Origin of the sequence: Pistricoccus aurantiacus, assembly GCF_007954585.1 — a bacterium.
GTDB classification, from domain to species: domain Bacteria; phylum Pseudomonadota; class Gammaproteobacteria; order Pseudomonadales; family Halomonadaceae; genus Pistricoccus; species Pistricoccus aurantiacus.
On the sequence record NZ_CP042382.1, the window covers coordinates 1,317,845 to 1,344,451 of the forward strand.

27 protein-coding genes are annotated in these 26,607 nt (G+C 62.0%); 15 read left to right on the forward strand and 12 right to left on the reverse strand.

Going from position 1 to position 26,607, the window contains the following annotated elements; genetic code table 11:
- Positions 1 to 21: 21 nt before the first annotated feature.
- The 4 genes from FGL86_RS06375 to FGL86_RS06390 form a co-directional block, all read right to left on the reverse strand.
- Positions 22 to 465, reverse strand: coding sequence for a DoxX family protein (locus FGL86_RS06375; protein ID WP_147183796.1), 444 nt, complete (start codon positions 463 to 465; stop codon positions 22 to 24).
- A gap of 229 nt (positions 466 to 694) precedes the next feature.
- Positions 695 to 1,696: a glutathione S-transferase family protein gene (locus FGL86_RS06380; RefSeq protein WP_147183797.1), complete on the reverse strand. Its 1,002-nt coding sequence runs from the start codon at positions 1,694 to 1,696 to the stop codon at positions 695 to 697.
- A 189-nt stretch (positions 1,697 to 1,885) separates the two neighbouring features.
- Positions 1,886 to 2,485: an NAD(P)H:quinone oxidoreductase gene (wrbA, locus tag FGL86_RS06385; protein WP_147183798.1), complete on the reverse strand. Its 600-nt coding sequence runs from the start codon at positions 2,483 to 2,485 to the stop codon at positions 1,886 to 1,888.
- 240 nt (positions 2,486 to 2,725) lie between these two features.
- Positions 2,726 to 3,637: a LysR family transcriptional regulator gene (locus FGL86_RS06390; protein WP_147183799.1), complete on the reverse strand. Its 912-nt coding sequence runs from the start codon at positions 3,635 to 3,637 to the stop codon at positions 2,726 to 2,728.
- A 235-nt stretch (positions 3,638 to 3,872) separates the two neighbouring features.
- On the opposite strand from FGL86_RS06390, the gene FGL86_RS06395 reads away from it, so the two are divergent.
- From FGL86_RS06395 to FGL86_RS06405, 3 genes are all read left to right on the forward strand, one after another.
- Positions 3,873 to 4,328 (forward strand): LexA family protein, encoded by a 456-nt coding sequence (locus FGL86_RS06395; RefSeq protein ID WP_147183800.1) that lies wholly within the window; start codon positions 3,873 to 3,875, stop codon positions 4,326 to 4,328.
- A complete protein-coding gene (locus tag FGL86_RS06400) occupies positions 4,325 to 5,599 on the forward strand; it encodes a Y-family DNA polymerase (protein ID WP_147183801.1) in 1,275 nt (424 codons plus the stop codon). The genes FGL86_RS06395 and FGL86_RS06400 overlap by 4 nt, the downstream gene beginning before the upstream one ends.
- Before the next feature lie 64 nt (positions 5,600 to 5,663).
- A complete protein-coding gene (locus tag FGL86_RS06405) occupies positions 5,664 to 7,061 on the forward strand; it encodes an MFS transporter (protein WP_186764485.1) in 1,398 nt (465 codons plus the stop codon).
- Between the two features lie 7 nt (positions 7,062 to 7,068).
- Here FGL86_RS06405 and fdhF read toward each other — a convergent pair whose 3' ends face one another.
- Both fdhF and FGL86_RS06415 read right to left on the reverse strand, forming a co-directional pair.
- The gene (gene fdhF, locus FGL86_RS06410; protein WP_147183802.1) at positions 7,069 to 9,909 is read right to left on the reverse strand and encodes a formate dehydrogenase subunit alpha; all 2,841 of its coding nucleotides are present in this window, start codon (positions 9,907 to 9,909) and stop codon (positions 7,069 to 7,071) included.
- A 5-nt stretch (positions 9,910 to 9,914) separates the two neighbouring features.
- A complete protein-coding gene (locus tag FGL86_RS06415) occupies positions 9,915 to 11,618 on the reverse strand; it encodes an NAD(P)H-dependent oxidoreductase subunit E (RefSeq protein WP_246131747.1) in 1,704 nt (567 codons plus the stop codon).
- Positions 11,619 to 11,777: 159 nt separating this feature from the next.
- Between FGL86_RS06415 and FGL86_RS06420 the strand changes: the two genes are divergently transcribed.
- The 3 genes from FGL86_RS06420 to rimI are packed head-to-tail and all read left to right on the forward strand — an operon-like array spanning position 11,778 to position 13,397.
- Entirely contained in the window at positions 11,778 to 12,089 is a 312-nt protein-coding gene (locus tag FGL86_RS06420) for a BolA family protein (protein ID WP_147183803.1), read from the forward strand.
- Positions 12,086 to 12,919 (forward strand): hypothetical protein, encoded by an 834-nt coding sequence (locus FGL86_RS06425; RefSeq protein ID WP_147183804.1) that lies wholly within the window; start codon positions 12,086 to 12,088, stop codon positions 12,917 to 12,919. The genes FGL86_RS06420 and FGL86_RS06425 overlap by 4 nt, the downstream gene beginning before the upstream one ends.
- Complete coding sequence (rimI, locus tag FGL86_RS06430; RefSeq protein WP_147183805.1) at positions 12,912 to 13,397, forward strand: ribosomal protein S18-alanine N-acetyltransferase; 486 nt, start codon at positions 12,912 to 12,914, stop codon at positions 13,395 to 13,397. The genes FGL86_RS06425 and rimI overlap by 8 nt, the downstream gene beginning before the upstream one ends.
- On the opposite strand, the gene FGL86_RS06435 is transcribed toward rimI, so the two are convergent.
- Together FGL86_RS06435 and rsmD are read right to left on the reverse strand one after the other, a co-directional pair.
- The gene (locus FGL86_RS06435) at positions 13,394 to 13,633 is read right to left on the reverse strand and encodes a cell division protein ZapB (RefSeq protein ID WP_147183806.1); all 240 of its coding nucleotides are present in this window, start codon (positions 13,631 to 13,633) and stop codon (positions 13,394 to 13,396) included. The genes rimI and FGL86_RS06435 overlap by 4 nt on opposite strands.
- A gap of 115 nt (positions 13,634 to 13,748) precedes the next feature.
- Entirely contained in the window at positions 13,749 to 14,381 is a 633-nt protein-coding gene (gene rsmD, locus FGL86_RS06440) for a 16S rRNA (guanine(966)-N(2))-methyltransferase RsmD (protein ID WP_147183807.1), read from the reverse strand.
- 90 nt (positions 14,382 to 14,471) lie between these two features.
- Between rsmD and ftsY the strand changes: the two genes are divergently transcribed.
- The 4 genes from ftsY (at position 14,472) to rpoH (ending at position 18,479) form a co-directional block, all read left to right on the forward strand.
- Entirely contained in the window at positions 14,472 to 15,815 is a 1,344-nt protein-coding gene (ftsY, locus tag FGL86_RS06445) for a signal recognition particle-docking protein FtsY (RefSeq protein WP_147183808.1), read from the forward strand.
- A gap of 3 nt (positions 15,816 to 15,818) precedes the next feature.
- Positions 15,819 to 16,487, forward strand: coding sequence for a cell division ATP-binding protein FtsE (gene ftsE, locus FGL86_RS06450; protein WP_147183809.1), 669 nt, complete (start codon positions 15,819 to 15,821; stop codon positions 16,485 to 16,487).
- Complete coding sequence (gene ftsX, locus FGL86_RS06455; RefSeq protein WP_147183810.1) at positions 16,484 to 17,464, forward strand: permease-like cell division protein FtsX; 981 nt, start codon at positions 16,484 to 16,486, stop codon at positions 17,462 to 17,464. Before ftsE ends, ftsX begins: the two co-directional genes overlap by 4 nt.
- Positions 17,465 to 17,612: 148 nt before the next feature.
- On the forward strand, positions 17,613 to 18,479 hold the full coding sequence (rpoH, locus tag FGL86_RS06460; protein ID WP_147183811.1) for an RNA polymerase sigma factor RpoH: 867 nt from the start codon (positions 17,613 to 17,615) through the stop codon (positions 18,477 to 18,479).
- 63 nt (positions 18,480 to 18,542) lie between these two features.
- On the opposite strand, the gene argB is transcribed toward rpoH, so the two are convergent.
- The 4 genes from argB to coaBC form a co-directional block, all read right to left on the reverse strand.
- On the reverse strand, positions 18,543 to 19,448 hold the full coding sequence (gene argB / locus FGL86_RS06465) for an acetylglutamate kinase (protein WP_147183812.1): 906 nt from the start codon (positions 19,446 to 19,448) through the stop codon (positions 18,543 to 18,545).
- A 27-nt stretch (positions 19,449 to 19,475) separates the two neighbouring features.
- Positions 19,476 to 20,858 carry a phosphomannomutase/phosphoglucomutase gene (locus FGL86_RS06470; RefSeq protein WP_147183813.1) on the reverse strand — a complete coding sequence of 461 codons (1,383 nt, stop codon included), beginning with the start codon at positions 20,856 to 20,858 and terminating at the stop codon, positions 19,476 to 19,478.
- A 292-nt stretch (positions 20,859 to 21,150) separates the two neighbouring features.
- Positions 21,151 to 21,615 (reverse strand): dUTP diphosphatase, encoded by a 465-nt coding sequence (dut, locus tag FGL86_RS06475; RefSeq protein WP_147183814.1) that lies wholly within the window; start codon positions 21,613 to 21,615, stop codon positions 21,151 to 21,153.
- Positions 21,612 to 22,865, reverse strand: coding sequence for a bifunctional phosphopantothenoylcysteine decarboxylase/phosphopantothenate--cysteine ligase CoaBC (gene coaBC, locus FGL86_RS06480; RefSeq protein WP_147183815.1), 1,254 nt, complete (start codon positions 22,863 to 22,865; stop codon positions 21,612 to 21,614). Before coaBC ends, dut begins: the two co-directional genes overlap by 4 nt.
- 144 nt (positions 22,866 to 23,009) lie before the next feature.
- Between coaBC and radC the strand changes: the two genes are divergently transcribed.
- The 5 genes from radC (at position 23,010) to FGL86_RS06505 (ending at position 26,566) form a co-directional block, all read left to right on the forward strand.
- Positions 23,010 to 23,684, forward strand: a complete 675-nt coding sequence (radC, locus tag FGL86_RS06485) for a RadC family protein (protein WP_147183816.1) — start codon at positions 23,010 to 23,012, stop codon at positions 23,682 to 23,684.
- 215 nt (positions 23,685 to 23,899) lie between these two features.
- Entirely contained in the window at positions 23,900 to 24,136 is a 237-nt protein-coding gene (gene rpmB, locus FGL86_RS06490; RefSeq protein WP_147183817.1) for a 50S ribosomal protein L28, read from the forward strand.
- A gap of 30 nt (positions 24,137 to 24,166) precedes the next feature.
- Positions 24,167 to 24,322, forward strand: a complete 156-nt coding sequence (gene rpmG / locus FGL86_RS06495) for a 50S ribosomal protein L33 (RefSeq protein ID WP_016417370.1) — start codon at positions 24,167 to 24,169, stop codon at positions 24,320 to 24,322.
- Positions 24,323 to 24,460: 138 nt separating this feature from the next.
- Positions 24,461 to 25,294, forward strand: a complete 834-nt coding sequence (gene mutM / locus FGL86_RS06500) for a bifunctional DNA-formamidopyrimidine glycosylase/DNA-(apurinic or apyrimidinic site) lyase (protein ID WP_147183818.1) — start codon at positions 24,461 to 24,463, stop codon at positions 25,292 to 25,294.
- Between the two features lie 81 nt (positions 25,295 to 25,375).
- Complete coding sequence (locus FGL86_RS06505) at positions 25,376 to 26,566, forward strand: class I SAM-dependent rRNA methyltransferase (protein WP_147183819.1); 1,191 nt, start codon at positions 25,376 to 25,378, stop codon at positions 26,564 to 26,566.
- Positions 26,567 to 26,607 lie beyond the last annotated feature (41 nt).

Here is a 26,607-nt window from a genome sequence, read left to right on the forward strand (position 1 = left end):
GGTTTCAATCCCAGGCGGCTACTAAAGCTTGTGAGCCAGGCTGCGATCGATTGAAATCCTGCCCGCTCCGCTGATGAGCAGCGATACCGAGATGGTCAGCAGGGAAAGGGCGAATTCATAACCGTTGTTGCTCATGAACAGGCCATTACCGATATGCACCGCAAAGATGGCGACCAGCATGGCAATTGACAGCACGACGGCGGCCGGTCGAACCAGCAGCCCCAGAAGCAGGGCAAGGCCGCCGAAGAACTCGCCGCCGCCGGCCAGCAAGGCCATCAGGTAACCCGGCTCGAGGCCCATCGACGCCATCCCTTGCGCGGTGGCTTCCAGACCGTTACCGCCAAACCAGCCAAACAGTTTCTGGGCGCCGTGGGCCATGAAAATGATCCCTGTCGGCACGCGCAAGACCAGAGGCGAAAAGCTTTCATGGGTGGAAAGTATTCTATTGATCAGCGATGTCTGCATGTCGTGTCTCCGTGTGTTTTGCAATGGAGATAGGATAGCCCTGTTACGTGAATGAAATGGCGCAATTATTGGAACATGAGTAACCAATAATTCGATGGTTGCTCCCATGAGTCATTAGCTAGAAAGTGGGTATAACCAAGAATTGAATCGCCCCTTGAAAGGGGCGATTCAAGGGGCTTGTTCAGAAGCCAGCCATCAGCGCTGTGCGTGTTTGATCAAGATTTCTCGCTCACGCCCTGTAAATCCACTGCCCTGGCAAGCGGTTTCGGTTGTGATCTCGCTCGAGAGCGAGAATCGGACCCTTTGGCACGATACGGGTGGGATTGATATTGGCGTGACTGTAGTAATAGTGGCGCTTGATATGGTCGAAATTCACGGTCTCCTTGACCCCCGGCCACTGGTACAGCTCCCTCAGGTAGTTCGATAAATTAGGATAATCCTCGATGCGGCGCAGATTGCATTTGAAGTGGCCGTGATAGACCGCATCGAAACGAATCAGGGTAGTGAATAGCCGGATATCCGCTTCGGTCAGCCACTCACCGGCCAGGTAGCGCTGCTCGCCCAAGCGCGCCTCCATGCGATCCAGCGCCTCGAACAATGCCGTCACGTGCTTGTCGTAAACCGCCTGCTCGGTGGCGAAACCGGCCTTGTAGACGCCGTTGTTGATATGATCGTAGACATCGGCGTTGACGGCATCGATGGTCTCGCGCAGTTCCTCGGGATAAAAATCGAGACGATTGCCGGTTATCTCGTCAAAGGCATCATTGAAGATCCGGACCAGATCCGCGGACTCGTTGTTGATGATGCGGTTATCCTGCTTGTCCCATAGGGCCGGTACCGTGACGCGCCCCGTATAATTCGGGTTGGTGAGGGTATAGAGCTGACGATGATATTCCACCCCGTTGACAGGATCGCCGCTGGAGCCTTCATCGACATGGTACGTCCAGCCCTGATCCAGCATCAGCGGGCTGACGTGGGATGCACCGATCAACGGCTCCAATCCCTTCAGCTTACGCATGATCAAGGTGCGATGCGCCCAGGGACAGGCGAGTGACACATAAAGATGAAAGCGGTCCGCCTCGGCGGGCACGGCCTCCTGGCCCTGCGGGGTCGGCTGTCCGTCCGCTGTCACCCAATCGCGCAGCTTGGCGGATTCGCGTACGAACTCACCGCCGTGTTTTTTGGTGTCGTACCATTGATCGTGCCACTCGCCGTTGATTAACAGGCCCATGATCATTCTCTCCGTTTGAAAATTGCCTACGCCTGAGTCCTGGTCAGAATAGTGCTGCTTACTCGACTGCGACGCGTTGATTCAGCGCTACGAGCCGAGTGCTCGATAGAGACCAGGAGCCGATATCGTGACAAGCGTATAAAAATGGTGAATGAGGGAGGGCAGCGCCCTCCCTTGGTCAGGCGGGGGTCAGCTTTTCAGCTTTGCAGCGATTTTGGCCACGTGCTCGCCCTGGAAGCGGGCAATGGCCAGCTCACGGTCGTCGGGCTGGCGCGAGCCATCACCGCCTGCGATGGTCGAAGCGCCATAGGGTGTACCGCCGCCGACCTGAGAGATATCGAACAGCTCCGGGGTGGCGTAGCCGATCGGCACGATCACCATGCCATGGTGTGCGAGGGTGGTCCAGGTGGAGGTGATGGTCATTTCTTCCCCGCCGCCGGTACCGGTAGAGGTAAAGACACTCGCCACCTTGCCGACCAGGCCCCCCTTGACCCACAGGCCACCGGTCTGATCCAGGAAGGTGCGCATCTGGCCCGCCATGTTGCCAAAGCGCGTCGGCGTGCCAAAGATAATCGCATCGTATTCCGCAAGTTCTGCGGGCGTGGCCACCGGCGCATCTTGCTCCGTCTTGCCGCCGGCGGATTTGAAGGCTTCGCTATCCATGGTTTCCGGAACACGCTTGACCGTGACGTCGACGCCTTCTACACCACGTGCGCCTTCGGCGACGGTGTTGGCCATGGTTTCGATATGGCCGTACATGGAATAGTAAAGAACTAGTACTTTTGTCATTTCGGGTTCCTCTCGTGATGAAGGTCCGCTTTTTTTCGGACCGCTGAAAAGCCGCGACAAGAAGTCGGTAAGCCGTCCCATGCAACAACTCCTTGTAGTATTCACACCAAGATAGCTGGTCAAATCTCATTACCCACAAGAGTAACGCCAAAGACCGGCTGGTTGGGTCTGATTATCGGGCCATAGCGATCGAAAAAACTGATGGATTACAGGCCTGTCATGTCGATACTAGAAGCTTGCCTATTGCCTGGCCTGCTTGTAATCACGGCAAACCCTCTGCAGCGCCTCAGCCAGCGCCTGGGTTGCCGGGCCCGTGCTGTCACGGTTCGCAAAGACCAGATACAACTCCTCGTGCCGGCTACCGCCCTCGGCTAGAGGCAGTGGCTTCAGCATCTCGGTCTCCAGCTCCTGGCGAATATGCTCCAGAGGCAACCAGGCAAAGCCCAGCCCCCGAGTGACGAACTGGATCGAGGTCTTGAGCTGGGATACGGTCCAACGCTCTTCCGCACCCAGCCAGCCTGCGTCCTGACTGCGCTTGATGCCGGTATCGCGGACCACAAATTGCCGGTGCGTCCTCAGATCCTGTTCCGTCAATTCGCGCCCCATGTGATGCAGGGGATGCTGCGGGTGGGCGACTGCCACAAACTCGATGGACAAGAGAGGCTGCCCCAGAAGGCCGGGGGGTGGTCGATTGGTGACGATCAAATCGGCCTTGCCGTTGACCAGCGCCTCATGAGTGCCGGAAAGCACCGACTCGATGAGCTGCACACGGGACGACCGGCTTTCAGGAATAAAGGCAGCCAGCGCTTCGCCCAAAAGCTCGGGCGGGAAGATTATCTCTATTGCCAGCCGGACCTCCGGCTCCCAATCCTGGGCCAGGTTGGCGGCCAGTCGTTCCAGGCTCAGGGCCTCTTCGATGAGCACGCGAGCGCGACGCAACAATGTCTCTCCCGCTTCGGTGAGCTCGGCTTTACGCCCACGTATGATAAGCATCTCGACGGGCAGCTGTTCCTGCATGCTCTTGAGTGTATAGCTTACCGCCGACTGGCTCTTGTTGAGCGACTCGGCGGCTCGCGCGAAACTGCCTTCATCGACCACGGCCTGCAACACCGCCCACTGCTCGAGGCTGATACGAGGAATATTGGTAGCCATCTGGCGCGGACTCTCCTGAAATCATCGACTGGTCATCATAGCGTAGTGGCGATCATGCCCTTTCCCCCGGAAACTGGTCCACCACTGTTCATGCCGCCAGTCAATGCCCGCCGGTTTTGCAGTAGCTATTAGACTGGGGTCGGTTGTCAGCTTTTCCCTGCTGAGCGATACTGTCGTCAAATACTGTATTAAAATACAGTAAAAAAGATAATCAGTATTCAGCAGGGAACTTGTCATGAATCATCGTCCAGCATTACGACCCGCCGGCCGGCTTGCCTCTATCTCACGCCCCGGGCCGCTGCCCTTGATGGGTAGCCGAGTGCGGGCCGGGTTTCCCAGTCCGGCGGACGATCATCTGGATACGCCGCTGGATCTGCACGCCCATGTAGTGAAGCGTCCCGCCTCGACCTATTTCGTGCGAGCCGAGGGGGATTCCATGCGGGGGGACGGCATTCACGACGGCGATCTTCTGGTGGTGGATCGCAGCCTGGAGGCGCTGCCGGAGCGTATCCTCATCGTCGCCCTGGACGGTGAGCTGACCGTCAAGCGGCTGAGATGGATCGGCCAGATCGCCTATCTGGTGGCCAGCAATCCACGTTTTCCCGCCATTGCCCTGAACGGGCGGGACTGCCAGGTATGGGGGGTGGTGACCCACGTGATTCATGCGCTGCCCGGCGGCGCCCGGCCATGATCGCCCTGGTGGATGGCAACAACTTCTATGTCTCCTGCGAGCGTGCCTTCGACCCTCGGCTGGAACGGTGCCCGGTAGGGGTGCTGTCCAACAACGACGGCTGCATCATCGCCCGCAGCACGGAACTCAAGGCACTGGGCGTCGCCCTGGGAGCGCCACGCCATCTGCTGCCGCCGGCCATCCGCCGTCAGACGAAACTGCTGTCGAGCAACTATGCCCTGTACGGGGACATGAGCCAGCGGGTCAATCAGGTGCTGGCGCGTTTCTCGCCCCGGGTGGAGTTCTACTCCATCGACGAGAGCTTCGTGCATTTCGATGGCTTCGATCCTGCGGGCTTGGTAGTGACCGGCCAGCAGTTGCGCGAAGCGGTGCGCCGGGAAACCGGCATTCCCGTCTGCGTGGGACTGGCGCCGACCCGGGTGCTGGCCAAGCTCGCCAACCATACCGCCAAGGAATTTCCCGGACTCGAAGGCATGTGCCGGCTCGAGGCGGATAGCGCAATCACTCGCCGGTTGCTTGAAGGCTTGCCGGTCACTCGGCTATGGGGAGTGGCGAGCCGCGCCGGAGAGCGTCTGGCGGCATTGGGCATTCATAACGCCTGGCAGCTGCGTGAGGCAAACCCCAAGCGGGTTCGCCGGGCATGTTCCGTGATCATGGAACGCATTCTCTGGGAGTTGCGTGGCCATCCGGCGGTGGAGCTGGAAAACATGAGCGAGCCCCGCCGGCAGATTCTGGTGTCTCGCTCCTTCGGACGACAAATCGAGACCCCTGGCGAAATCAAGGAAGCCCTTCGTCAGCATGTGGCCCGGGCCGGGGAAAAGCTGCGCGCCCAGGGCAGCCTCGCCCGGGCGGTGCTGGTATTCTTGCATACCAATCGCTTCGAACTGGGACGCCCTGCCTACCGTAATCATGTGGTAGTGCCCTTGGCGCGGCCCGGCGCGGATAGCCGCGATCTGCTGGAGGCGGCGAGTCGAGGACTGGATGCCATCTTTCTCGATGGGCTGCGCTACCAGAAGTGCGGGGTAGGGCTGCTGGATCTGATCGATGCCAGCAATCAGCAGCTCGGTTTGCTGGAAGCACCCCTCGGCGACAGCGAGCGACTTCGCCGCCAGCGGCTGATGACCGCGGTGGATCGGCTCAACCGGGAGATGGGACGCGGTACCGTCAGCCTGGGGCTGCCTCGCGCGGACAGCGCCTGGCAGCTGCGCTGCGAGCACCGCTCGCCGCGCTATACCACCCGCTGGGAGGAGCTACCCCGAGCCAAGGCGTGAAGCGTCAGAATTCTGAAAACTCATAAGGTAGTACGCGAGCAAGTCAGTACGCGAGGAGAGGATATTGAGCCGTTTGTTCGAGACCCGCCGCGACGATGATGGCCTGCCGGGACCGGAGCGCCGCCTGGCGGTGCTGGCGCTGGTCAGCGGCACCCTGATGGCGGTGATCGACAACACCATGATCAATATCGCCCTGCCTTCCATCGGCGAGTCATTAGCGGTGTCCCCGGCGCGCTCCGTCTGGGTGGTCAGCCTGTTTCAGGTGGTCAGCGCGGCGTTTCTGCTGATCTTCGCGTCGCTTAGCGAATTGCTCAGCCGGCGCCGGGTCTACATGGCCGGGCTGACGCTTTTTACCCTGGCTTCCCTGGGGGCGGCGCTGTCCCGATCCTTCGAGTGGCTGCTGGTGTTTCGCGCTCTGCAAGGGGTGGGGGCCGCGGCAACGCTTTCCATCGGGCCATCGCTTTATCGACTGATTTTCCCGACGCGTCTGCTGGGTGCCGCCATGGGACTCAGCGCCCTGGTGGTGGCCGGGGGCTATGCCTCCGGGCCGACCATCGGCGGGCTTATCCTGTCCATGACGGACTGGCCCTGGCTGTTCGCCCTGAACTTGCCTATTGGCGCCCTGGCCTTGGCGCTTGCCTGGCGCGCCCTGCCGAAGGAGCCGCGACGCGAGGGCGGTTTCGACGTGCTCGGGGCTGTGCTTTCGGCGCTGATGCTGGCGGGGTTCTTTCTCGCCATGGATGCCCTGGGGGAGGGGGCGGAAACTGGCAGGATTCTGCTTTTATTGACGGTCAGCGTGGTCGCCGGCGGTCTGTTTCTGCGTCGCCAGCGCCGGGCGCCGCATCCGCTGTTGCCTTTGACGCTGTTCGATGAGCCGCGTTTTTCCCTGGCGCTGCTCGTTTCCGGCTCCGCCTTTATCGCCCAAGGGCTTTCCTTTGTGGCGCTGTCGTTTCTGTATCAGCAGGAAATGGACTATTCGCCTCTGGAAACCGCCTGGCTGTTCACCCCCTGGCCCTTGACCATCATGGTAGCGGCACCGATTGCCGGACGGCTGGCGGACCGGCTCAATCCGGCGCTGGTGTCGAGTCTCGGCCTGACGGTGCTGTTGTGCGGTCTTGCCAGCCTGGTATTGCTCGAACCCCAGGCGAGCCTCGCGGATAGCCTGTGGCGCACCGCGCTCTGCGGTCTGGGCTTCGGACTTTTTCAGGCGCCCAACAACCGTGAATTGATGAGCAGCATTCCCAAGGCGCGCAGCGCCAACGCCTCGGGAATGATGAGCACCACCCGCACCATCGGCCAGTCCTTGGGCGTCACCTTTGTCGGGGTGGTGCTGGGGGCAGGGCTAGGATCGGTACAGCTTTCCCTGTGGTTTGGCTTCGCCGCCGCGGGGCTGGCGCTGCTGGTCAGCCTGGGGCGAGTGCCGCTGGCAGCCCGGGCAAAAGCCCAGGCCGCTTCCTCCTAGCCTCGTTTTATTCCACCGCTTCTCTTGCTTCTGCCGGCCTTAGCCGACAGGCGGCGTACTTGAACTCCGGGATCTTGCCGTAAGGGTCCAAGGCCGGGTTGGTCAAGAGATTCGCCGCCGCTTCCACGTAGCAGAAGGGCACGAACACCATGCCTTCCGGCATCAGCGGGTCGACCCGGGCGATGAGTTCGATCTCGCCGCGTCGGGTGGTGATGGTCAAGCGTTCGCCGGGGCGCAGGCCCAGCCGTTCGAGTTCCCCCGGGGCAAGACTCGCCACCGCTTGCGGTTCCAGGGCGTCGAGCACCTGGGTCCGCCGGGTCATGGAGCCGGTGTGCCAGTGCTCGAGCTGGCGCCCGGTGGTCAGCACCGTGGGATAGTTGTCGTCCAAGGGCTCATCCGGCGGCAGCGGCCGGGTCGGCGAGAACCTGGCCTTGCCCGAAGGAGTGGGGAAAGCGTCCGAGAATACAATGTCGAATCCGGGCTCGTCTTCCCCGGGGCAGGGATAGGTCACGGAATCCTCCCGCTCGACTCGCTCCCAACTGATGTTGGCAAGAGACGGCATGCCCTGGGTCATCTCCGCGAACACCTCTCGGGGATGCGCGTAGTTCCAGGGCAGTCCGAAACGCTGGGCGATCTGCTGAATGATCCACCAGTCCGGCTTGGCCTCGCCGGGCAGCGGCACCGCCTTGCGGCCCATCTGTACCTGACGATTGGTGTTGGTCACGGTGCCGTCCTTCTCCGGCCAGCTCGAGGCGGGCAGGATGACATCCGCGAACTGCGCCGTCTCGGTGACGAACAGGTCCTGCACCACCAGATGCTCGAGCTTGGCCAGCGCCGCCCGGGCGTGGTCGAGATCCGGGTCGGACATGGCCGGGTTCTCGCCGAGGATATACATGCCCTTGATCTGACCGTCGTGGATAGCGTGCACGATTTCCACCACGGTGAGCCCGGGCTTGTCGTCCAGCGGCGTGTTCCACAGTTCCTCGAAGGCGCTACGCAGCTGGGCATCTCCCACCGGCTGGTAGTCCGGCAGCACCATGGGGATCAGCCCGGCGTCGGAGGCGCCCTGGACGTTGTTCTGGCCGCGCAGCGGATGCAGCCCGGTGCCCGGGCGGCCGGTATGACCGCAGGCCAGCGCCAGAGAAATCAGACAGCGGGCGTTGTCGGTACCGTGAGTGTGCTGGGAGATGCCCATGCCCCAGAAGATCATTGCCCTGTCCGCGTTGGCGTAGAGCCGAGCCACCTCGCGAATGTCTTGTGGGGCGATACCGCACAGGCCGCTCATCGCCTCCGGGGTCATGTCGACGGCATGTGTCTTGAGTGCTTCGAAGCCTTGCGTATGTTCGGCGATATAGGTCGAATCAAACAGTTCTTCCGTGACGATCACGTTGAGCATGGCGTTGAACAGCGCCACGTCCGAGCCGGGAGTGAAGCGCAGCGTCTTGTGGGCGTAGGCGCCGAGCGCCTGACCGCGAGGGTCGATGACGATCAGCTTGGTGCCACGCTTGGCCGCCTGCTTGAAGAAGGTTGCCGCCACCGGATGGTTCACTGTCGGGTTGCAGCCGGTGAGGATCACCACGTCCGCCTGGCTTGCCTGCATGAAGGACGCGGTCACGGCGCCGGAGCCGATGCACTCCATCAGCGCCGCCACGGAACTGGCGTGGCACAGCCGCGTGCAGTGATCCACGTGGTTGGAGCCGAAGCCGGTGCGCACCAGCTTCTGGAACAGCCAGGCCTCCTCGTTGGAGCACTTGGCGCTGCCGAAGCCCGCCAGGGCATCGGGACCGTGAGCTTCCTTCAGGCCCACCAGGCCCTTGGCCGCCAGCTCCAGGGCTTCCTCCCAACTCGCTTCACGAAAATGCGTGGTCGGATTGGCCGGGTCGAAGTCCGGGTCCAGCCCCTTGGGTACGCCTTCGCGGCGGATCAGCGGCAGGGTGAGCCGCGAGGGATGGCGCGGGTAATCGAAACCGAAACGGCCCTTGACGCATAGCCGATTGCGGTTCGCCGGGCCGTCGCGGCCGGAGACGTGCAGGATGGTGTCATCCTTGACGTGATAGGTCAGCTGACAGCCCACCCCGCAGTAAGGGCAGACGGAATCCACGGTTCGGTCGGCGATTGTCGAGTCGCCTCGACCCGCCTCGTCGATCAGCGTGGCCGGCATCAGGGCGCCGGTGGGGCAGGCCTGCACGCACTCGCCGCAGGCCACGCAGGTGCTATCCCCCATGGGGTCGTCGAAGTCGAAGACGATCTTCGAGCTTGCGCCCCGGTGGGCCAGGCCGATGACATCGTTGACCTGCACCTCGCGACAGGCGCGTACGCAGAGGTTGCACTCGATGCAGGCGTCCAGATTGACGTTCATCGCCGAATGAGACGTATCCTGATTCCCGCGGCGGCTGCCGTCGTCCAGGGCGTCCTCCACCGGATTACGGGCCGGCAGCCAGGCCTTGACCGCGGTGGCGTCGATGGCGAGCCGGTCCGCCATGGCCCAGAAGTGGCTGGCGCGATCCGGGCTTTCCTCACGCTCCGGCTGATCGGCGATCAGCAGCTCCATCACGCCTTCCCGGGCGACTCTGGCTCGTTCGGAGGTGGCGCTCTTGACCACCATGTCCGGTTTGGCCTCGCGAATGCAGCTCGCCGCCAGCACCCGCTCGCCCTCGATCTCCACCATGCAGGCCCGACAGTTGCCGTCCGCCCGATAACCGTAGGCTTCCTTGAAGCACAGATGGGGAATCGTCTCCCCGGCGCGCTTGGCCACCTGCCAGAGAGTCTCGCCGGGAGTGGCGGTGATGCTCTGGCCATCCAGGGTCAGCGTAAAGGTCTCGACCTCGGGAGAGATTGCCGTGTTCATGATCTTCACCCTTTGACGATAAGATTTTGCTCGGCCAGCTCATCGCGGAAATCCCGCAGCAGGCTCAATACCGGGTTCGGCGCGGCCTGACCGAGGCCGCAGATCGAGGCGTCCACCATTACTTGGGAAAGCCGCTCGAGTTCCGCCGCATTCCACTCATTGTTCTCCAGCAGCGCCAGCATCTTCTCCGTGCCGACCCGGCAGGGGGTGCACTGGCCGCAGGATTCGTCGGCGAAGAACGCCAGCAGGTTGGTGGCGACCGCTTTCAGGTCGTCCTGGTCGGAAAGCACCACGATCGCCGCGGAGCCGATAAAGCAGCCGTGCTCCTGAAGCGTATCGAAATCCAGGGGAATGTCTGCCTTGTGCGCCGGCAGGATGCCGCCGGAGGCGCCACCGGGCAGATAGCCCGCGAGCTGGTGGCCTTCGACCATGCCGCCGCAGTATTCCTCGAGCAGTTCGTTGAGGGTGATGCCCGCCGGGGCCAGATGCACGCCGGGATTGGCGACCCGTCCGGAGACGGAGAAACTGCGCAGTCCCTTGCGACCGTGGCGGCCCTGGCTTGCGAGCCAGTCCGCCCCTCGGGCCCAGATACGCGGAATCCAGTAGACGGTTTCGACGTTGTTGACCAGAGTCGGGCGGTCGAAAAGCCCGACCTGGGCAACGAAGGGCGGACGATGACGAGGCTTGCCGGGCTTGCCTTCCAAGGACTCGATCATCGCCGACTCCTCGCCGCAGATATAGGCTCCGGCCCCCCGGCGCAGGATGATATAGCCCGGCGCCACCAGGCAGGCGGCTTCCAGTTCGGCGATGGCGTCCCTGAGTACCCGATGCAGGCCGGGATATTCGTCCCGCAGGTAGATATACAGCGCCTCGGCGTCCACCGCCCAGGCGCTGATCAGGGCGCCTTCGAGAAACTGGTGAGGCAGGCGCTCCAGATGATAGCGATCCTTGAAGGTGCCCGGCTCGCCCTCGTCCGCGTTGATGGCGCAGTAGCGTGGCCCGGACTCGGCGCGCACGAACTCCCACTTCTTGAAGGTGGCGAAGCCGGCGCCGCCCAGGCCACGCAGACTGGCGGTTTCCAAAGTCTGCATCAGCGTCTCGACACTGATTTCTCCGGCGCGGCATTCCGTCAGCAGAGCGTAGCCGCCGCTGGCGCGATAGTTCTTGAGCCGCTGCCAGTCGATGGCCTCCGGATGAAAATGGCCGGTATCCAGCACCGCCTCCACGCCTTCCGGGCTGGCATAGCCCAGATGGCGATGATTGATCTGCACCACCGGTGCTTGCTCACAGCGGCCCATGCAGGGCGCGCGAATCACCCGCACCTGGCTTGGGTCGGTATCCTCGGCAAGCTTGCGCTGCAGCGTCTGCGCCCCGGCCAGCTGGCAGGACAGGGAGTCGCAGACGCGAATGGTCACCGCCGGTGGCGGCGCCTGATCATCATGGACTACCTCGAAATGGGCATAGAAGGTGGCGGTTTCGTAGACCGCCGCCATGGGCAGGTTCATGTAGGCGGCCAGGGCGCGAAGGTTCTCCAGCGCCAGATAGCCGTATCGATCCTGAATGGCGTGCAGGTGCTCGATCAGCAGATCCCGGCGGCGCAGTTCCGGGGTATCTTGTTCGTCGCCAAGCAGGGTACGCAGCGCTTCAAGGGCAGCGGGGTCGAGTTCGCGTCCGCGGGGCTTGCCGCGGGTTCGGCGGCCTGTGGTCAAGGTCAATTCCTTACTGGCTTGTCGTTCTAATAATGGCGTGTTGGCAGTATGGCATGGACATGCGAATTTGGCCCGGTGTCGGACGGCAATCGTCGTCACTCGACCGAAAGCGTACAATAGATGTCATTGTTCACTCATTCAGCGTGGCAGGACTTCTTCATGAGCGTTCAGACCCGTATCGAAGACAAGCTGCAGATACTTGAGCCGACCTATCTGCAGGTGGAAAACGAGAGCCATCGGCATAGCGTGCCCCCCAACTCGGAAACCCATTTCAAGGTCACCCTGGTATGCGAGGCGTTCGAGGGGGTCAGGAAGATCAAGCGCCACCAGCAGATCTATGCGCTGCTGGCGGAGGAGCTGGCAGGGCCGGTGCACGCCTTGGCACTGCATCCCTACACCCCGCAGGAATGGCAGTCCCGTGACGGAGCCCGGCCGGACTCCCCCAACTGCCTGGGGGGTGGTGCTTCTTGACGCTGCCCGCCTTGGAAGACCCGCGTCGGCTGCATTATCTCGACGCCATGGGCTTGAGCGCCTGGACGGCGCGCTATCGATTGCCTAATGCGGCGCCGACACCGACCAGTGAATGGCAGACTCAGGTAGCGCCTGTGCCTCAGGCGCCGGCGCAGCGGCTGCATGCGCTGCTGGACGAGCCGGCGCCTTCCAGGACCACGCCCTCCAAGCCGAAGCCTGATCAAGACAGGCCGGTATCGCTTCAGGAATTTCGACGCCGGATATCGCCGGCTCAAGAAAAGCGCTGGGAAGGCTCTGAGGAGGCTCCGGTCGAGGCGGAAAAGCGCGTCGCCAAATTCGAGCCGCTACGCTTCACCCTGCAGCTAGGGGCGCTGGAAGGACGTTGGCTGGTGGTCATGGCCCAGGACGATCCGCCGTCGAGTCTATCAATGCGGTTTTTGCAGCAGCTGCTGTTCGCCGCCAGCATCCCCGCCATCCTGCCGGCGCTGCAAACCTTTCGCTGGCCGCTGATGGACGAGCTGCCGGTGGAAGAGCCTTTGGTGGAAGCGCGGGAAGGGTTGGAGGCGTTTCTCGCGGGTCGCAAGCGAGACGGCTGGAATATCGAGCGCCTGCTGATATTCGGCGAAAGCCCGTCTCTGGCGCGAGTGCTGACGCTTGATGATGGGAAGCAGGAATTCGGCTCTTCGCTGCTGGCACTGCCGGCCTGGCAAGTTTCCTCTCTGGAGACCCTGATGCAAAGCGCCGATGCCAAGCGGGCGCTCTGGCCAATGCTCGGCGAGTGGCGTCGTCAGTGGCGAATTTCCGCGAACGGCAACTCAAGCGATGCCTGAACCTCGGCTCCTACTGTTGCCGCTCGATACCAGCTGGAGGCAGGCGCTGATCGATCTCGAGCAGCAAGGCCAGCCGTACCCCTGGAGCGCGGCTCAACTCCGCCAAGCGCTCGACGATCCGCTGCTTTACATCTCGGGAGCGATTGGCAGTGGCGGGAAGCTGATCGGCTACGCGGTGCTGGCTCGGCTGCCCTTCGACGCGGAGTTGCAGGCCATTACCGTGGCGCCCCAGTGGCGACGTCAAGGTATAGCCAGGGCGCTTATCGAAGGCCTGGTCAGCCGGGCTCGCGATTGGCAAAGCGAGCGCCTGCTGCTGGAAGTGCGTGCCGGCAATGCTGGAGCGATCGACCTGTATCGAGCGCTCGGCTTCAAGGAGGACGGGCGGCGGCCCGGCTATTATATGGGCATGGGAAATGACCGAGAGGACGCTATTTTAATGTCACGTCCTCTGGTTTTGTCGATGTCTGATTCGACCTAGTAGGTCTCGCTTGATGCGGGAGAATCGCTCGGAGCAGCATCCATCGCAGAGCCGCTGGTCTCCAGTTCCTCGAACTTGCTCAGCAGGCCGTTCAGACGGCGTTCCCATTCTTCGCGCTCCTGCTTCAATCGCGCGTTTTCCTCGCGCAGTTCCTCGGCTTCCATCTTGAGCATTTCGAGGGCGTCCACGGCGCTGGTGATCTTTTGTTCAAGCTGGCTAAAAAGTTCGTGGCTCATTGGTGTCTCCTGATGATTGAATGGGTGCGATGAGTTTATTGATAGAGTGCGATGAGAGATATCAAACAGGCGCAGCCTACGACGCGGGAGGCGGTTCGGCAAGCGCCGCGGCTGATCATGATGACGCTGCGACCTGTCGATGAAAAAGAAGGCCCCGACTGTCTCCAGCACTTACCTCGCGATGCAGTCGCCAGGTCGCCGGCACGCAGAGATCGAGCTCCCGTTCTGTTTCCACATAAATCCAGGCGTCTTGAGCCAGCCAGCTTCGATCTTCCAGGGTGCGGCAGGCGTCCGCCGCCAGGCCTTGGTGAAACGGCGGGTCCAGAAGCACCAGATCGAAGAGTGGGAGCTTGTCCGGCGATTCTCGATTTCCCAGAAAACGCGCAGCGTCCGCGGTAATGACCTGACCCTTTGCCCCCAAGGTGGCCAGATTGTCGCGAAGCGCTAGGGCTACTCGGGGCTCGCGCTCGACGAACCAGGCCTCCCGCGCGCCTCGGGATAGCGCCTCCAGTCCCAGGGCGCCGGTGCCTGCGTAGAGATCCAGCACTCGCGCTCCATACAGGGCGTCGGTCAGCCAGTTGTAGAGGGTCTCGCGAACCCGGTCCGGGGTAGGGCGCAGCCCGGGGTGATCGAGCACCGGCAACAGACGGCGGCGATAGGCGCCGCCGATGATGCGCAGCCGTCCGGGCTGACGGGGTTTGCCGGAAGCGCGGCGCGAGCCGGCGTGTCGAGAGCGATGAGATTTCATGGGCAAAGATTGTACGCCCAGGCTTGTCTACAGTCATGACCGGCAATGTTAGAATTACCCTATTGTTCAGACCTCGAGGTCAAGGCACCCATGTTCGGAATTTTCAAGCGCAAGAAAAAGGATCAGCAGGAGTCGGTAGAAGAGGCCCATGACGAGCTAAAGCAAGACGATGAGCTAGACCGGACTTCTCAAGAAGAGACATTTCAGGAGGACGCCGAGGCTGCCGTCGGCCAGGTGGACCCGACAGATCAACCGGCGGTGGAGTTCAAGCCGGACTCGTTGGAACAGGAAGCGGCGCGGGAGGCCTTGAAAGGCGATATCGAACCCGGCCAGGCGGAAAGCGCCTTGGACGAGACGCCGGTAGAGACGCTTCGTACGGAGTTGGCGGAGGACGCCACCGGGACTGCCGAGTTGGCGGAGGATACCGCCGAGAGTAGTGAGCCAGCAAAAACGCCGGCGAAGGCGGAAAAGAAAGGTTGGTTCGCCCGTATGCGCGAGGGTCTTGGCAAGACCCGCGCCAATCTGTCGGATGGTGTCGCGGATCTGTTTCTGGGCAAGAAGCAGATCGACGAGGAACTGATGGAAGACCTCGAGACTCAGCTGCTGATGGCGGACGTCGGTATCGAGGCCACTTCGGGAATCATCGATCGCCTGGCGGAGCGGGTCTCCCGCAAGGAAGTCAGGGATCCTCAGGCGCTGTACCGCGCCCTGCAGGATGAACTGACGGCGCTTCTCGATGGCGTCGCCATGCCGCTGGCTTTGCCACCCAAGGGCCAGGGACCCTTCGTCATCCTGATGGTGGGGGTCAATGGGGTGGGCAAGACCACCACCATCGGCAAGCTGACCAAGCGTTTCCAGGCGGAAGGGCGCAGCGTGATGCTGGCCGCCGGGGACACCTTTCGCGCCGCGGCGGTGGAGCAGCTCAAGGTATGGGGGGAGCGTAACCGAGTGCCGGTGATCGCCCAGCATACCGGCGCGGACAGCGCCTCGGTGATCTACGATGCGGTGGCCGCCGCCAAGGCGCGCAAGGTCGACGTGCTGATCGCCGATACCGCCGGGCGGCTGCACAATAAAGGCCACCTGATGGAAGAACTCAAGAAGGTGCAGCGGGTGATGGCCAAGCTCGATGAGCAAGCACCCCACGAAGTGATGCTGGTGCTGGATGCGGGCACCGGCCAGAACGCTCTGGCTCAAGCCAGCACCTTCAACGAAGCCATACCGATCACCGGCATTACCCTGACCAAGCTCGACGGCACCGCCAAGGGCGGCATCATCTTTGCCTTGGCCAAGCAGTTGGGTACGCCGATTCGCTTTATCGGCGTGGGAGAAGGCCTGGACGACCTGCGCTCCTTCGTCGCCCGTGAGTTCGTGGATGCCTTGTTCAGCCAGGAGGGTGCGGGCGGCCGAGGCGCTGCTGCCGAGAGTGCCCGCTGATTCATGATCACCTTCGAGCACGTAGGCAAGCGTTACGGCGGACGCTTCGAAGCCTTGTCCAATATCGACTTCCATATGACCCGCGGCGAGATGGTCTTCCTGACCGGCCACTCCGGCGCCGGAAAGAGTTCGCTGCTGCGCCTGATCATGCTGCTGGAGCGGCCTTCTCGAGGACGGGTGCTGGTAGCGGGCCACGATCTTGCCGGGCTGCATGCGTCACAGGTGCCTTTCTATCGGCGCCAGATCGGCGTGGTGTTTCAGGATCATCAACTGCTGTTCGACCGTTCGATATACGCCAACGTGGCGCTACCCCTGGAAATCCAGGGGGTCGAACCGCGAGATATCGCGCGGCGAGTGCGCGCGGCGCTGGACAAGGTGGGTCTCCTGCATCGAGAGAAAGCGCTGCCCATCGAGCTTTCTGGTGGAGAGCAGCAGCGGGTGGGCATCGCCCGAGCGGTGGTTAACAAGCCGGCGCTGCTGCTGGCGGATGAGCCCACCGGCAACCTGGACCCGCAACTGAGTGTGGATATCATGACCCTGTTCGAAGATTTCAATCGTATCGGCACCACAGTGGTGGTGGCCAGCCACGACCTGGCGCTGATCGCTCGCTTGCGTCATCGGGTGCTGCGACTGCGGGACGGTCGCCTGGTGGCGGATCAGGAGGCGGCATGAGCCAGGAGCCGGCGACTCGACCCCCAAGGCGGGGGGCGCGCAGTCAGTCCACCGGCTACCAGAGTCGGCTGCGCGCCTGGGGGCGCCATCATCGACGGATGAGTGGCCAAAGCGCCGGGCGACTGCTGCGCTACCCGTTCAGCAGTCTCTTGACCATGCTGGCCATCGCCATCGCCTTGATATTACCTACCGGCCTATGGCTGGTGCTGGATAGCGCCCGGCTGGTGAATACCCAACTCGATGCCAGCGCCACCCTGACCGTCTACCTGGACAAGGAACTGACCGAGACCCAGGTGGTAAAGATCGCCGGAATCATCGCCGAACAGCCCCGGGTCGGTGTGGCGCGGCTGATCGGCGCAGACCAGGGCATGCGGGAATTCGAGGATTCTTTGGGGCTCGAGGACGCCTTGAGCCGACTCGAGATCAATCCGCTGCCCGCCAGCGTCGTCGTGACGCCGAGCGATTCCGGGCCGCAGACCGCCCACGCTCTGGCCCAGCGCCTGGGGGAGATCGAGGGGGTAGACGAGGTGCGTTTCGATCTGGCCTGGCTGGAACGGCTGCAGCGGCTGGCCGCCCTGGGCAAGCGGCTGGTACTGGCGCTGGGAGTGCTATTCGGGCTAGGGGTGCTGCTGATCGTCGGCAATACCATACGGCTGGCGGTGGAAAGCCGCCGCCAGGAAATTCAGGTGGTGACCCTGATCGGCGCCACTCACGGTTTCGTACGGCGGCCCTTCCTGTATAGCGGCGCCTGGTATGGCCTGGGCGGCGGGCTGCTCGCCTGGCTGCTATTGAATCTCGGCGGCCAGTGGCTGGCGGTGCCGATTTCCGCTCTGGCCGAGAGCTACGGCGCAAATTATCAATTGCCCCGATTGGGGTTCCAGGGCTCGGCAATTCTGCTGATTTGCAGTACGATGTTGGGTTTACTGGGTGCCTGGCTGGCAGTGGGGAGACACTTGGCGGATTCGCGGCCCCGCTAGCGTTGGTGGTCCTTCGGTAAAAGGGAACTTTTCGCCCGCGTCAAGGTCGTACAAGTAGAACGTTAGTAGCCTAAGAAAAATAGAGCTATACTATGATGATGGTTACCGAAATGGTTATTTTCAAGGGCTAAAGGGAGACATGGAACCTATGAGCAATAGTCTTCAGCCTGTGGGCCTGTTATCGCCGGGCCACGACCTGAACGCCTATATCCAGGCGGTCAATACGGTGCCCGTATTGAGTGTCGAGGAAGAACGCGAACTGGGGTTTCGCCTATACGACGACAACGATCTCGAGGCCGCTCGTCGGCTGGTCATGTCGCATCTGCGCTTCGTGGTGCATATCGCCCGAGGCTATTCCGGTTACGGCTTGCCTCAGGCGGACCTGATTCAGGAAGGCAACGTGGGTCTGATGAAGGCGGTCAAGCGCTTCGATCCCAATCAGGGCGTGCGCCTGGTGTCTTTTGCGGTGCACTGGATCAAGGCGGAAATCCACGAATTCGTGCTGCGCAACTGGCGTATCGTCAAGATCGCCACCACCAAGGCCCAGCGAAAGCTGTTCTTCAATCTGCGTGGCGCCAAGAAGCGCCTGGCATGGCTGAACAGCGACGAAGTCGAGGCCATCGCCAAGGATCTCGACGTCAAGCCGGAAGTGGTGCGGGAGATGGAAGGCCGGCTATCCGCCTACGACGCGGGTTTCGACGCCTCGCCGGGAGAGGAGGAAGAGCAGGGCTATCAGGCGCCGGTGCATTATCTGGACGACGCCAGCTTCGATCCAGCGACCCAGCTGGAAGACAGCGACTGGGAAGAGGATTCCACTCAGCGCCTCCAGTCCGCCATGGCGAAACTGGACGAGCGTTCCCAGGATATCCTGCGTCGCCGCTGGCTGGCGGAACCCAAGGCGACCCTGCATGAACTGGCGGATATCTACGGGGTTTCCGCGGAACGGATTCGTCAGCTCGAGAAGAACGCCATGAAGAAGATCAAGCAGCAGATCGGTGATGCGCTGGTGGCTTGACATGAGGGCATCTTACAGAGGCAAAAAGAACCCCGGCATCGACCGGGGTTCTTGCTTTCTATGCTAGAGATCCTTGGGTTCCAGAATCTGCGTCCCCACCCCGGCATTGGTGAAGATTTCCAGCAGGGTGGCGTGGGGCACCCGGCCGTCGATTATATGGGCGCTCTTGACGCCGCCCTTGACCGCTTCCAGCGCGCAGCGAATCTTCGGCAGCATGCCCCCAAAGATGGTGCCGTCGGCAATCAGTTCGTCCACCTGCCGGGTGGAAAGACCGGTCACCACTTCGCCTCGGGCGTTCATCAACCCCGCCACGTTGGTCAGCAGCATCAGCTTTTCTGCGTTCAGCGCTTCCGCCAGCTTGCCCGCCACCAGGTCCGCGTTGATATTGTAGCTGTGCCCGGCGGCGTCCACGCCGATGGGGGCGATCACCGGAATGAAATCCCGAGCCGCCAGCATCTCGATCAGATCCGTGGAGATATGCTCCACTTCCCCCACATGGCCGATATCGATGATCTCGGAGGCGGTCATCTCCGGCGTCCTGTGCTCGATCTTGAGCTGGCGGGCGCGAATCTGCGCGCCGTCCTTGCCGGTCAGGCCGATGGCCTTGCCGCCGCACTGATTGATCAGGTTGACGATGCCCTTGTTGACCAGACCGCCCAGCACCATCTCCACCACGTCCATGGTCTGGGCGTCGGTGACCCGCATGCCGTTGACGAAACGCGATTCGATATTGAGTCGCGCCAGCAGATCGCCGATCTGGGGGCCGCCCCCGTGTACCACCACCGGATTGATGCCCACTTCCTTGAGCAGCACCATGTCGTGGGCGAAGGAATCGATCAGGGTGTCCTCGGTCATGGCGTTGCCACCGTACTTGACGACGACGGTCTTGCCGGAGAAGCGCTGAATGTAGGGCAGCGCCTCGGAAAGTACTTCGACGATCTGGCGCGGGTCGCGCTGTTGTTCGCTCATAGGACGGCTTCCTGGTCTACCGATGAATCAAAGGGGGATTTCGAGCTCCGGCGCCACCTGCTTGAGCGCTTGGGCGAAACGCTCGCGGACGCGTGCCAGGGCGTCTTCGCTCTTGCCCTCGAAGCGCAGTACCAGCATCGGCGTGGTATTGGAGGCGCGGCACAGTCCCCAGCCGTCCGGATAATCCACGCGGATACCGTCCAGGGTGGTCTTGACGCCTTCGTCACCGAAATCGCCTTCCTTGGCCAGCCGCGCCACCAGATCAAACTTGGTATCGTCAGTGACCTCGACGTTGATTTCCGGAGTGCTCAGATCCTGAGGGAAGCGATCGAAGAAGGTATCCGCATCGTCCGGCTGACGGGAAAGGATCTCCAGCAGCCGCGCCGCGCCGTAAAGACCGTCATCGAAGCCGTACCAGCGCTCCTTGAAGAAGATGTGTCCGCTCATTTCCCCGGCGAGCAGGGCGCCGGTTTCCTTCATGCGCGCCTTGATCAGGGAATGGCCGGTACGCCACATTTCCGGGGTGCCGCCGGCGTTTTCGATCACCTGGGCCAGATTGCCGGTGCACTTGACGTCGAAGATCACTTTGGCGCCGGGGTTACGGGACAGCATGTCCTCGGCGAAGGCCATCATCAGTCGATCAGGGTAGATCAGCTCGCCCTTGGGGGTAATTACCCCGAGCCGGTCGCCGTCGCCGTCGAAGGCCAGGCCGATATCCGCGCCGGTTTCCTTGACGGTGCGAATCAGATCCTTGAGATTCTCCGGCTTGCCCGGGTCCGGGTGATGGTTGGGGAAGGTGCCATCGATCTCGTCGTAAAGCGGAATCATTTCTACGCCCAGGCGCTCGATCAGCTGTGGACCCATTTCTCCCGCCACGCCATTGCCACAGTCCACCACCGCCTTGAGCGGTCGATCGATGGATATGTCGGACAGAACGCGCTCCAGATAACGCTCGCGAATGTCTCCCTTGATATGGCTGCCCTGACCGACGATCAGGTCGTTATCGACAATTCGCTGGTAAAGGGCGGTGATGGCTTCGCCGGACAGGGTCTCGCCGCCGAGCACGATCTTGAAACCGTTATAGTCCGGCGGGTTGTGGCTGCCGGTGACCACTACGCCAGAGGTGGAGTCTTCCAGCACGTGGGTGGCGTAATAAAGTACCGGGGTGGGCACCATGCCGATATCGACCACCTTGCGGCCCGACGTGATCAGGCCACGAATCAGCGCATCCACCAGCCGCGGACCGGAAAGACGACCGTCCCGGGCAACGATGACCGTATCTTCGTCACGGGCGGCGGCTTCGCTGCCGATGGCTTGGCCGATCTTCTCGACATTGAGCTCCGTCAGAGTGTCATCGACGATGCCGCGAATATCGTAGGCGCGAAAGATGGAAGCGGGTATCTGGGTCATAGAGCGGTTCCTTGATAAGTCATCCAAAAGATAGCTCAGCGCTATCATGATTAGTCTGTCGCTCGGGACTGACCCGTCGACAGGTCTTCGAGCGGGGCCGGCCCTCCGGAGGCGCTGTAAACCCTTCCTTGGGCGCTACTTTTGCTGTCTGACCGCCATGGATGGCGGAAATGCCGGAATTGTATGGAACTTTTTCCGGCCATGGCAAAAGACCTCCTTTTCGACCTGTCCCCGGCGTCCCTCGTTTATTCAGTTGAGATTGTCCCTAGATCGCCCATAGGGCGGTGAAACATCAGTGGCGACCGGAACTGCCGAAGCCGTCGGCGCCCCGCAGGCTTTCTTCGAAGCTCTCGACTACCTGGAGTTCGGCTTGCACTACGGGCACCAGCACGTATTGGGCGAGACGCTCGAAGGGTTCGAGGGTGAAAGGTCTCCGGCCGCGATTCCAGGTGGAAATCATCAGTTCGCCCTGGTAGTCGGAATCGATCAGCCCGACCAGGTTGCCCAGCACAATGCCGTGCTTGTGGCCCAGGCCGGAGCGGGGCAGGATCAGGCCCGCCAAGGCCGGGTCACCGATATGAATGGCCAGGCCGGTACGCACCAGCTCGCATTGTCCCGGTTCGAGGGTCAGGGGCGCATCCAGCAGGGCCCGCAGGTCCATGCCGGCGCTGCCCTGGCTCGAATAAGTGGGCAGGCCGAAGTCTCGCAGGCGTTCGTCGAGGATTCTCACCGCCAGGCGCGGCTTGGGGTCGGTCATGACGTTCTTCCTTGAGAGTGGGGTAGCCCTTCAAGAATCGCTGCCAAAATGGAGCGGGCAAGCATTGCCTTGGTGGTGGCGGGAAAGTGGCGCTGTGCCGCCTCGCCGTCGGCGTCTCGCCATAATAGAAGCGCGGCGTTGTGGTCGGAGCCGAAGCCTAAGCCCTGCTGGGACACGTCGTTGGCGACGATCATGTCCAGTTTCTTGCGCTGGAGCTTGTCCCGGGCGTGGCTCTCGAGGTTCTGGGTTTCCGCGGCGAAGCCTACCAGATAGGGGCGCTTTTCCTGCATGGCGCCGATCTCGGCGATGATATCCGGATTCTTGACCAGTTTGAGGGTCAGGCCCTCCTGATCGTCGGTCTTCTTGATCTTGTGCTCACTGACGGTTTCCGCTCGGTAATCCGCCACCGCGGCGCAGCCGATAAAGACATCGCTTTGCCGAGCCAGGCGCAGGGCGGCTTCATGCATCTCTCGGGCGCTTTCCACGTCGATACGCTCGACCCCCGGCGGGGTTTCCAGCGCTACCGGGCCGCTGATCAGTTTAACCCTGGCGCCGAGATCCGCAGCGGCTCGGGCCAAGGCGTAGCCCATCTTGCCGGAGCTGTGATTGGACAGATAGCGCACCGGATCCAGAAGCTCCCGGGTGGGGCCGGCGGTCAGGGTAATACTCAGGCCGCGAGCGTCAAGAGAGTCAGCGGGAGCGGCCTCGGGCGACTTAAACAACTCCTCCATGATCGCTTCCGGTTCGAGCATCCGTCCCGGGCCGATATCCCCGCAGGCCTGATCACCGGCGTCCGGCCCCAGCAGTTGCCAGCCGTCTTCCTGCAATTGGCGGGCATTGCGTCGGGTCGCCACGTGGCGCCACATGGCTTGATTCATGGCCGGCGCCATCACGCAGCGTGCATCGCTTGCCAGGCATAGCGTGGTGAGCAGGTCGTCCGCCTGGCCTTGGGCGAGCCGCGCCATCAGGTCCGCGGTGGCCGGGGCGATCAGGATGATTTCCGCCCAGCGGGCCAGTTCGATATGCCCCATGCCGGCTTCCGCTCCAGGATCGAGCAAGGATGTTCGTACTGCCTCACCGGTCAGCGCCTGCAGGGTCAAGGGAGTGATAAAGGCCTGAGCGCCTTCCGTCATGATCACTCTCACCTCGCAGCCGGCTTTCTTCAACAGGCGAGCCAGATGGGCGCTCTTGTAGGCGGCGATACCGGCGCTGATGCCAAGCAGCACACGTCGGCCAAGCGGTGATGTCATGGTGGTTTTCCACAGGAAAATTTGCTTCCTACTTTACCATCGCGATGAAAATTTTGGGTAATCCGCGCCAAGGGAAAAGAAAAAAGATACTATAAGTAACATAAAGAACAATTTAGTTACATTCGGTGGTCATGGGAGTTGAATATGGCGATTCGAGACTGGCCGGAAGGGGAGCGGCCACGGGAAAAACTGCTTACCCTGGGGCCACTTGGGCTCTCCGATGCAGAACTGCTGGCGATCTTTTTGCGGGTTGGCGTGAAGGGACGCTCTGCGGTGGACCTGGCCCGGGATCTGCTGGCCAGCTTCGGCGGCTTGCGTCAGCTGCTGGAAGCGGACCAGCGGCGTTTCTGCGCCGAGCATGGTCTGGGAACCGCCAAGTATGCTCAGCTGCAGGCGGTGCTTGAGCTTTCCCGACGGCACCTGGCAAGCCAGCTTGAGCGCGGCGGCGCGCTGACGTCTCCCGCCCTGGTGCGAGCCTATCTGGTGGCGCAGATGCGCCATCTCGGCCACGAGGAGTTCGCCGCGCTGTTTCTCGATACCCAGAACCGGGTCATCCGCTTCGAATCCCTGTTTCGCGGCACCCTGGACAGCGCCTCCGTGTATCCTCGGGAAGTCGCCCGCCGAGCGCTCGATCTGAGGGCCGGCGCGATCATCTTCGCTCATAACCATCCTTCCGGCGTGGCCGAGCCCAGCGGCGCGGACCGGCGCATCACCGACCGGCTCAAGTCCGCGCTGGAGCTGTTCGAGATTCGCGTACTGGATCATTTCGTGGTGGGAGACGGAGAAGTCGTTTCCTTTGCGGAGCGCGGCTGGCTCTAGCTCGCTAGATCATGAAACAGGTTCTATGGAGATATGGTTCTACTTGTGGATTTTCGTGCGCTCTGGTATAAAGTGCACCCTTTAGTTTCCCTTGGGTTGAATAAGGGGCAGCAAGGCGGTAACAACCGCTGACCTTATCGGGCTGCTCTACGCCGGACTCGCAACCGGAATACCCGACAGGTTTGAACAACACGCCAAGCGGTTGGAGGCTTCTCATGTCCAAAGTATGTCAGGTTACCGGCAAGCGTCCGGTGACTGGTAACAATGTTTCCCACTCCCAGCGCAAGACCCGCCGTCGCTTCTTGCCGAACCTGCACTCCCACCGTTTCTGGGTGGAGTCCGAGAACCGCTTCGTCAGGCTGCGCGTTTCCTCCAAGGGCATGCGTATCATCGACAAGAAGGGCATTGACGCGGTGCTGAGCGACATGCGCAAGCGCGGCGAGAAAATCTGAGACCGCCTACCATTGAGGGAGTGAGCCATCATGCGTGACAAGATCAAGTTGGTGTCCAGTGCCGGTACCGGCCATTTCTACACCACCGACAAGAACAAGCGTAATACCCCGGACAAGCTTGAATTCAAGAAGTATGATCCGGTGGTGCGCAAGCATGTCATGTACAAGGAAGCCAAGATCAAGTAAATCTTGACGGCTCCTTCCAGGCGCAAGCCTGTCCGAGAACCCGGCCCCGTGCCGGGTTCTTGCGTAGCAAGAGATAAAAGCGGGAAACAAAAGCGCGAGGAAAACGTGAAGAAAACGTGAAGATCAGGATGCCTGCCCATGCCTGAATTGCCGGAAGTTGAAACCACTCGTCGTGGTATCGCGCCCTATGTGGAGGGTCGGGAAATCAGCGAGGTCGTCCTGCGCCAGCGCAGCTTTCGGGTACCGGTGCCGGAGGGACTGGAGAATGCTTTGGTCGGTCGGCGCGTCGGCACGCTTTCCCGGAGGGCCAAGTATCTGCTGGTTCCACTGGAACCCAGAGAGGGGGAAGAGCCCGCGACGCTTCTCTGGCATCTGGGCATGTCCGGCAGCCTGCGCATCGTCAATCTGGGCGAACCTCCCAGAAAGCACGACCATATCGATCTGGTGATGGATGGCGGACGGGTGCTGCGCTATCACGATCCCCGGCGCTTCGGTTTCGTCGATTGGCTAAAGGGCACTGTCGACAGCGACTCGCGCCTGGCTCGGCTGGGGCCCGAGCCCCTTTCCGAGACTTTCGATGGCGAACGGCTCTACCGGCTTTCTCGTGGCCGGCGCTTGGCGGTCAAGCCTTTCCTGATGGATAACGCCGTGGTGGTGGGGGTCGGCAATATCTACGCCAGCGAAGCGCTGTTCCTGGCGGGTATCGATCCGCGCCGAGAGGCGGGGCGCATCGCTCGGGAACGTTACGACCGGCTGGCGGCGGCGGTGAAGGAAGTGCTGACGGCGGCCATCACCCAGGGCGGCACGACCCTGCGGGACTTCGTCAGCGGCACCGGGGAGCCGGGCTACTTCGCCCAGCGGCTCAACGTCTACGGCCGCGCCGGGTTGCCCTGCCGGCGCTGCGGCGCCGAGCTGCGGGCGGTGACGCTGGGGCAGCGGGCCAGCGTGTTCTGCCGTATCTGCCAGTCCTAGGTCGATCGGCCTTGAGGACAGCATCATTAGGGTGCGATAGACTAACCCCCTGTATTGCTCCCATTCGTGTCGGAGAGTCTCGTGATTCAACGCTTGCGCCTGAAACCCAACGCCGACCGTCGCCTCAAGGCGGGACATCTGTGGCTGTATTCCAATGAGATCGATGTCCAGGCCACGCCGCTCAAGTCCATCAAGCCCGGGGCTCGGGCGGTGGTCGAAGCCGCCAACGGCAAGCCCATGGGTATCGCCTACGTCAATCCCAACTCGCTGATCTGCGCCCGGGTGGTCACTCGCAATCCGGATCTGCGTCTCGATCGTTCTCTGCTGGTACACCGCTTCAACCAGGCGCTTGGCCTGCGCAAGAGGCTGTTCGACAAGCCTTATTACCGAATGATCAATAGCGAAGGCGATCTGCTGCCGGGGCTGATCATCGACCGCTTCGACGATGTGCTGGTGGTGCGACTCAACACCCTGGGCATGGAGCTGGCGGGTCAGGACGTCATCGAAGCGCTGGATCAGGTGCTTTCCCCCCGGGTCATCGTGTTCAAGAATGACTCCACCGGTCGTCGTCGCGAACAGCTTGAGTCCAAAGTCGAAGTGGTCAAGGGCGAACTGACGGAGCCGGTCATCGTCGAGGAAAACGGCGTGCGTTTCAGCGTGCCGGTGCTGGATGGCAAGCGCACCGGCTGGTTTTTCGATCATCGCAGCAATCGCGCCTGGCTCAACGCCTTTGTAAAGGACAAGCGGGTACTGGATGTCTACAGCTATACCGGCTCTTGGGGCGTGCAGGCGGCGACCCATGGCGCCAGTCAGGTGTTGTGCATCGACAACGATGCCCAGGCGCTGAACGGAGCGCGGGAAAATGCCGCGCTCAACGACGTTGAAGACCGGGTGAGTGTCCTCGAGGAAGACGCTTTTGAAGCCTTGGCCGCGCTCAAGACGGAAGGCGAACGCTTCGATGTGGTGATTCTCGATCCGCCGCCCTTCATTCGCCGTCGCAAAGATGTCACTCGGGGTGAGCGTGCCTACGGCCAGTTGAACCGGGAAGCCATTCGCTTGCTGAGCAACGATAGCCTGCTGCTGAGTGCTTCGAGTTCTCTGCATTTGAGCATGGATCGCCTGACCGAATGCGTGCGCGGCGCGTTGCGCCATCAGGATCGCAATGGCCAGATAATCTTCCAGGGCCATCAAGGACCGGATCATCCGATCCACCCGGCCATCCCGGAAACCGCGTACTTGAAGGCCTTGGGCGTGAGGGTGTTCCGAGATTGATGCCTTGTCATGTCAATCAGCATCACATGCCAATGAGCGAG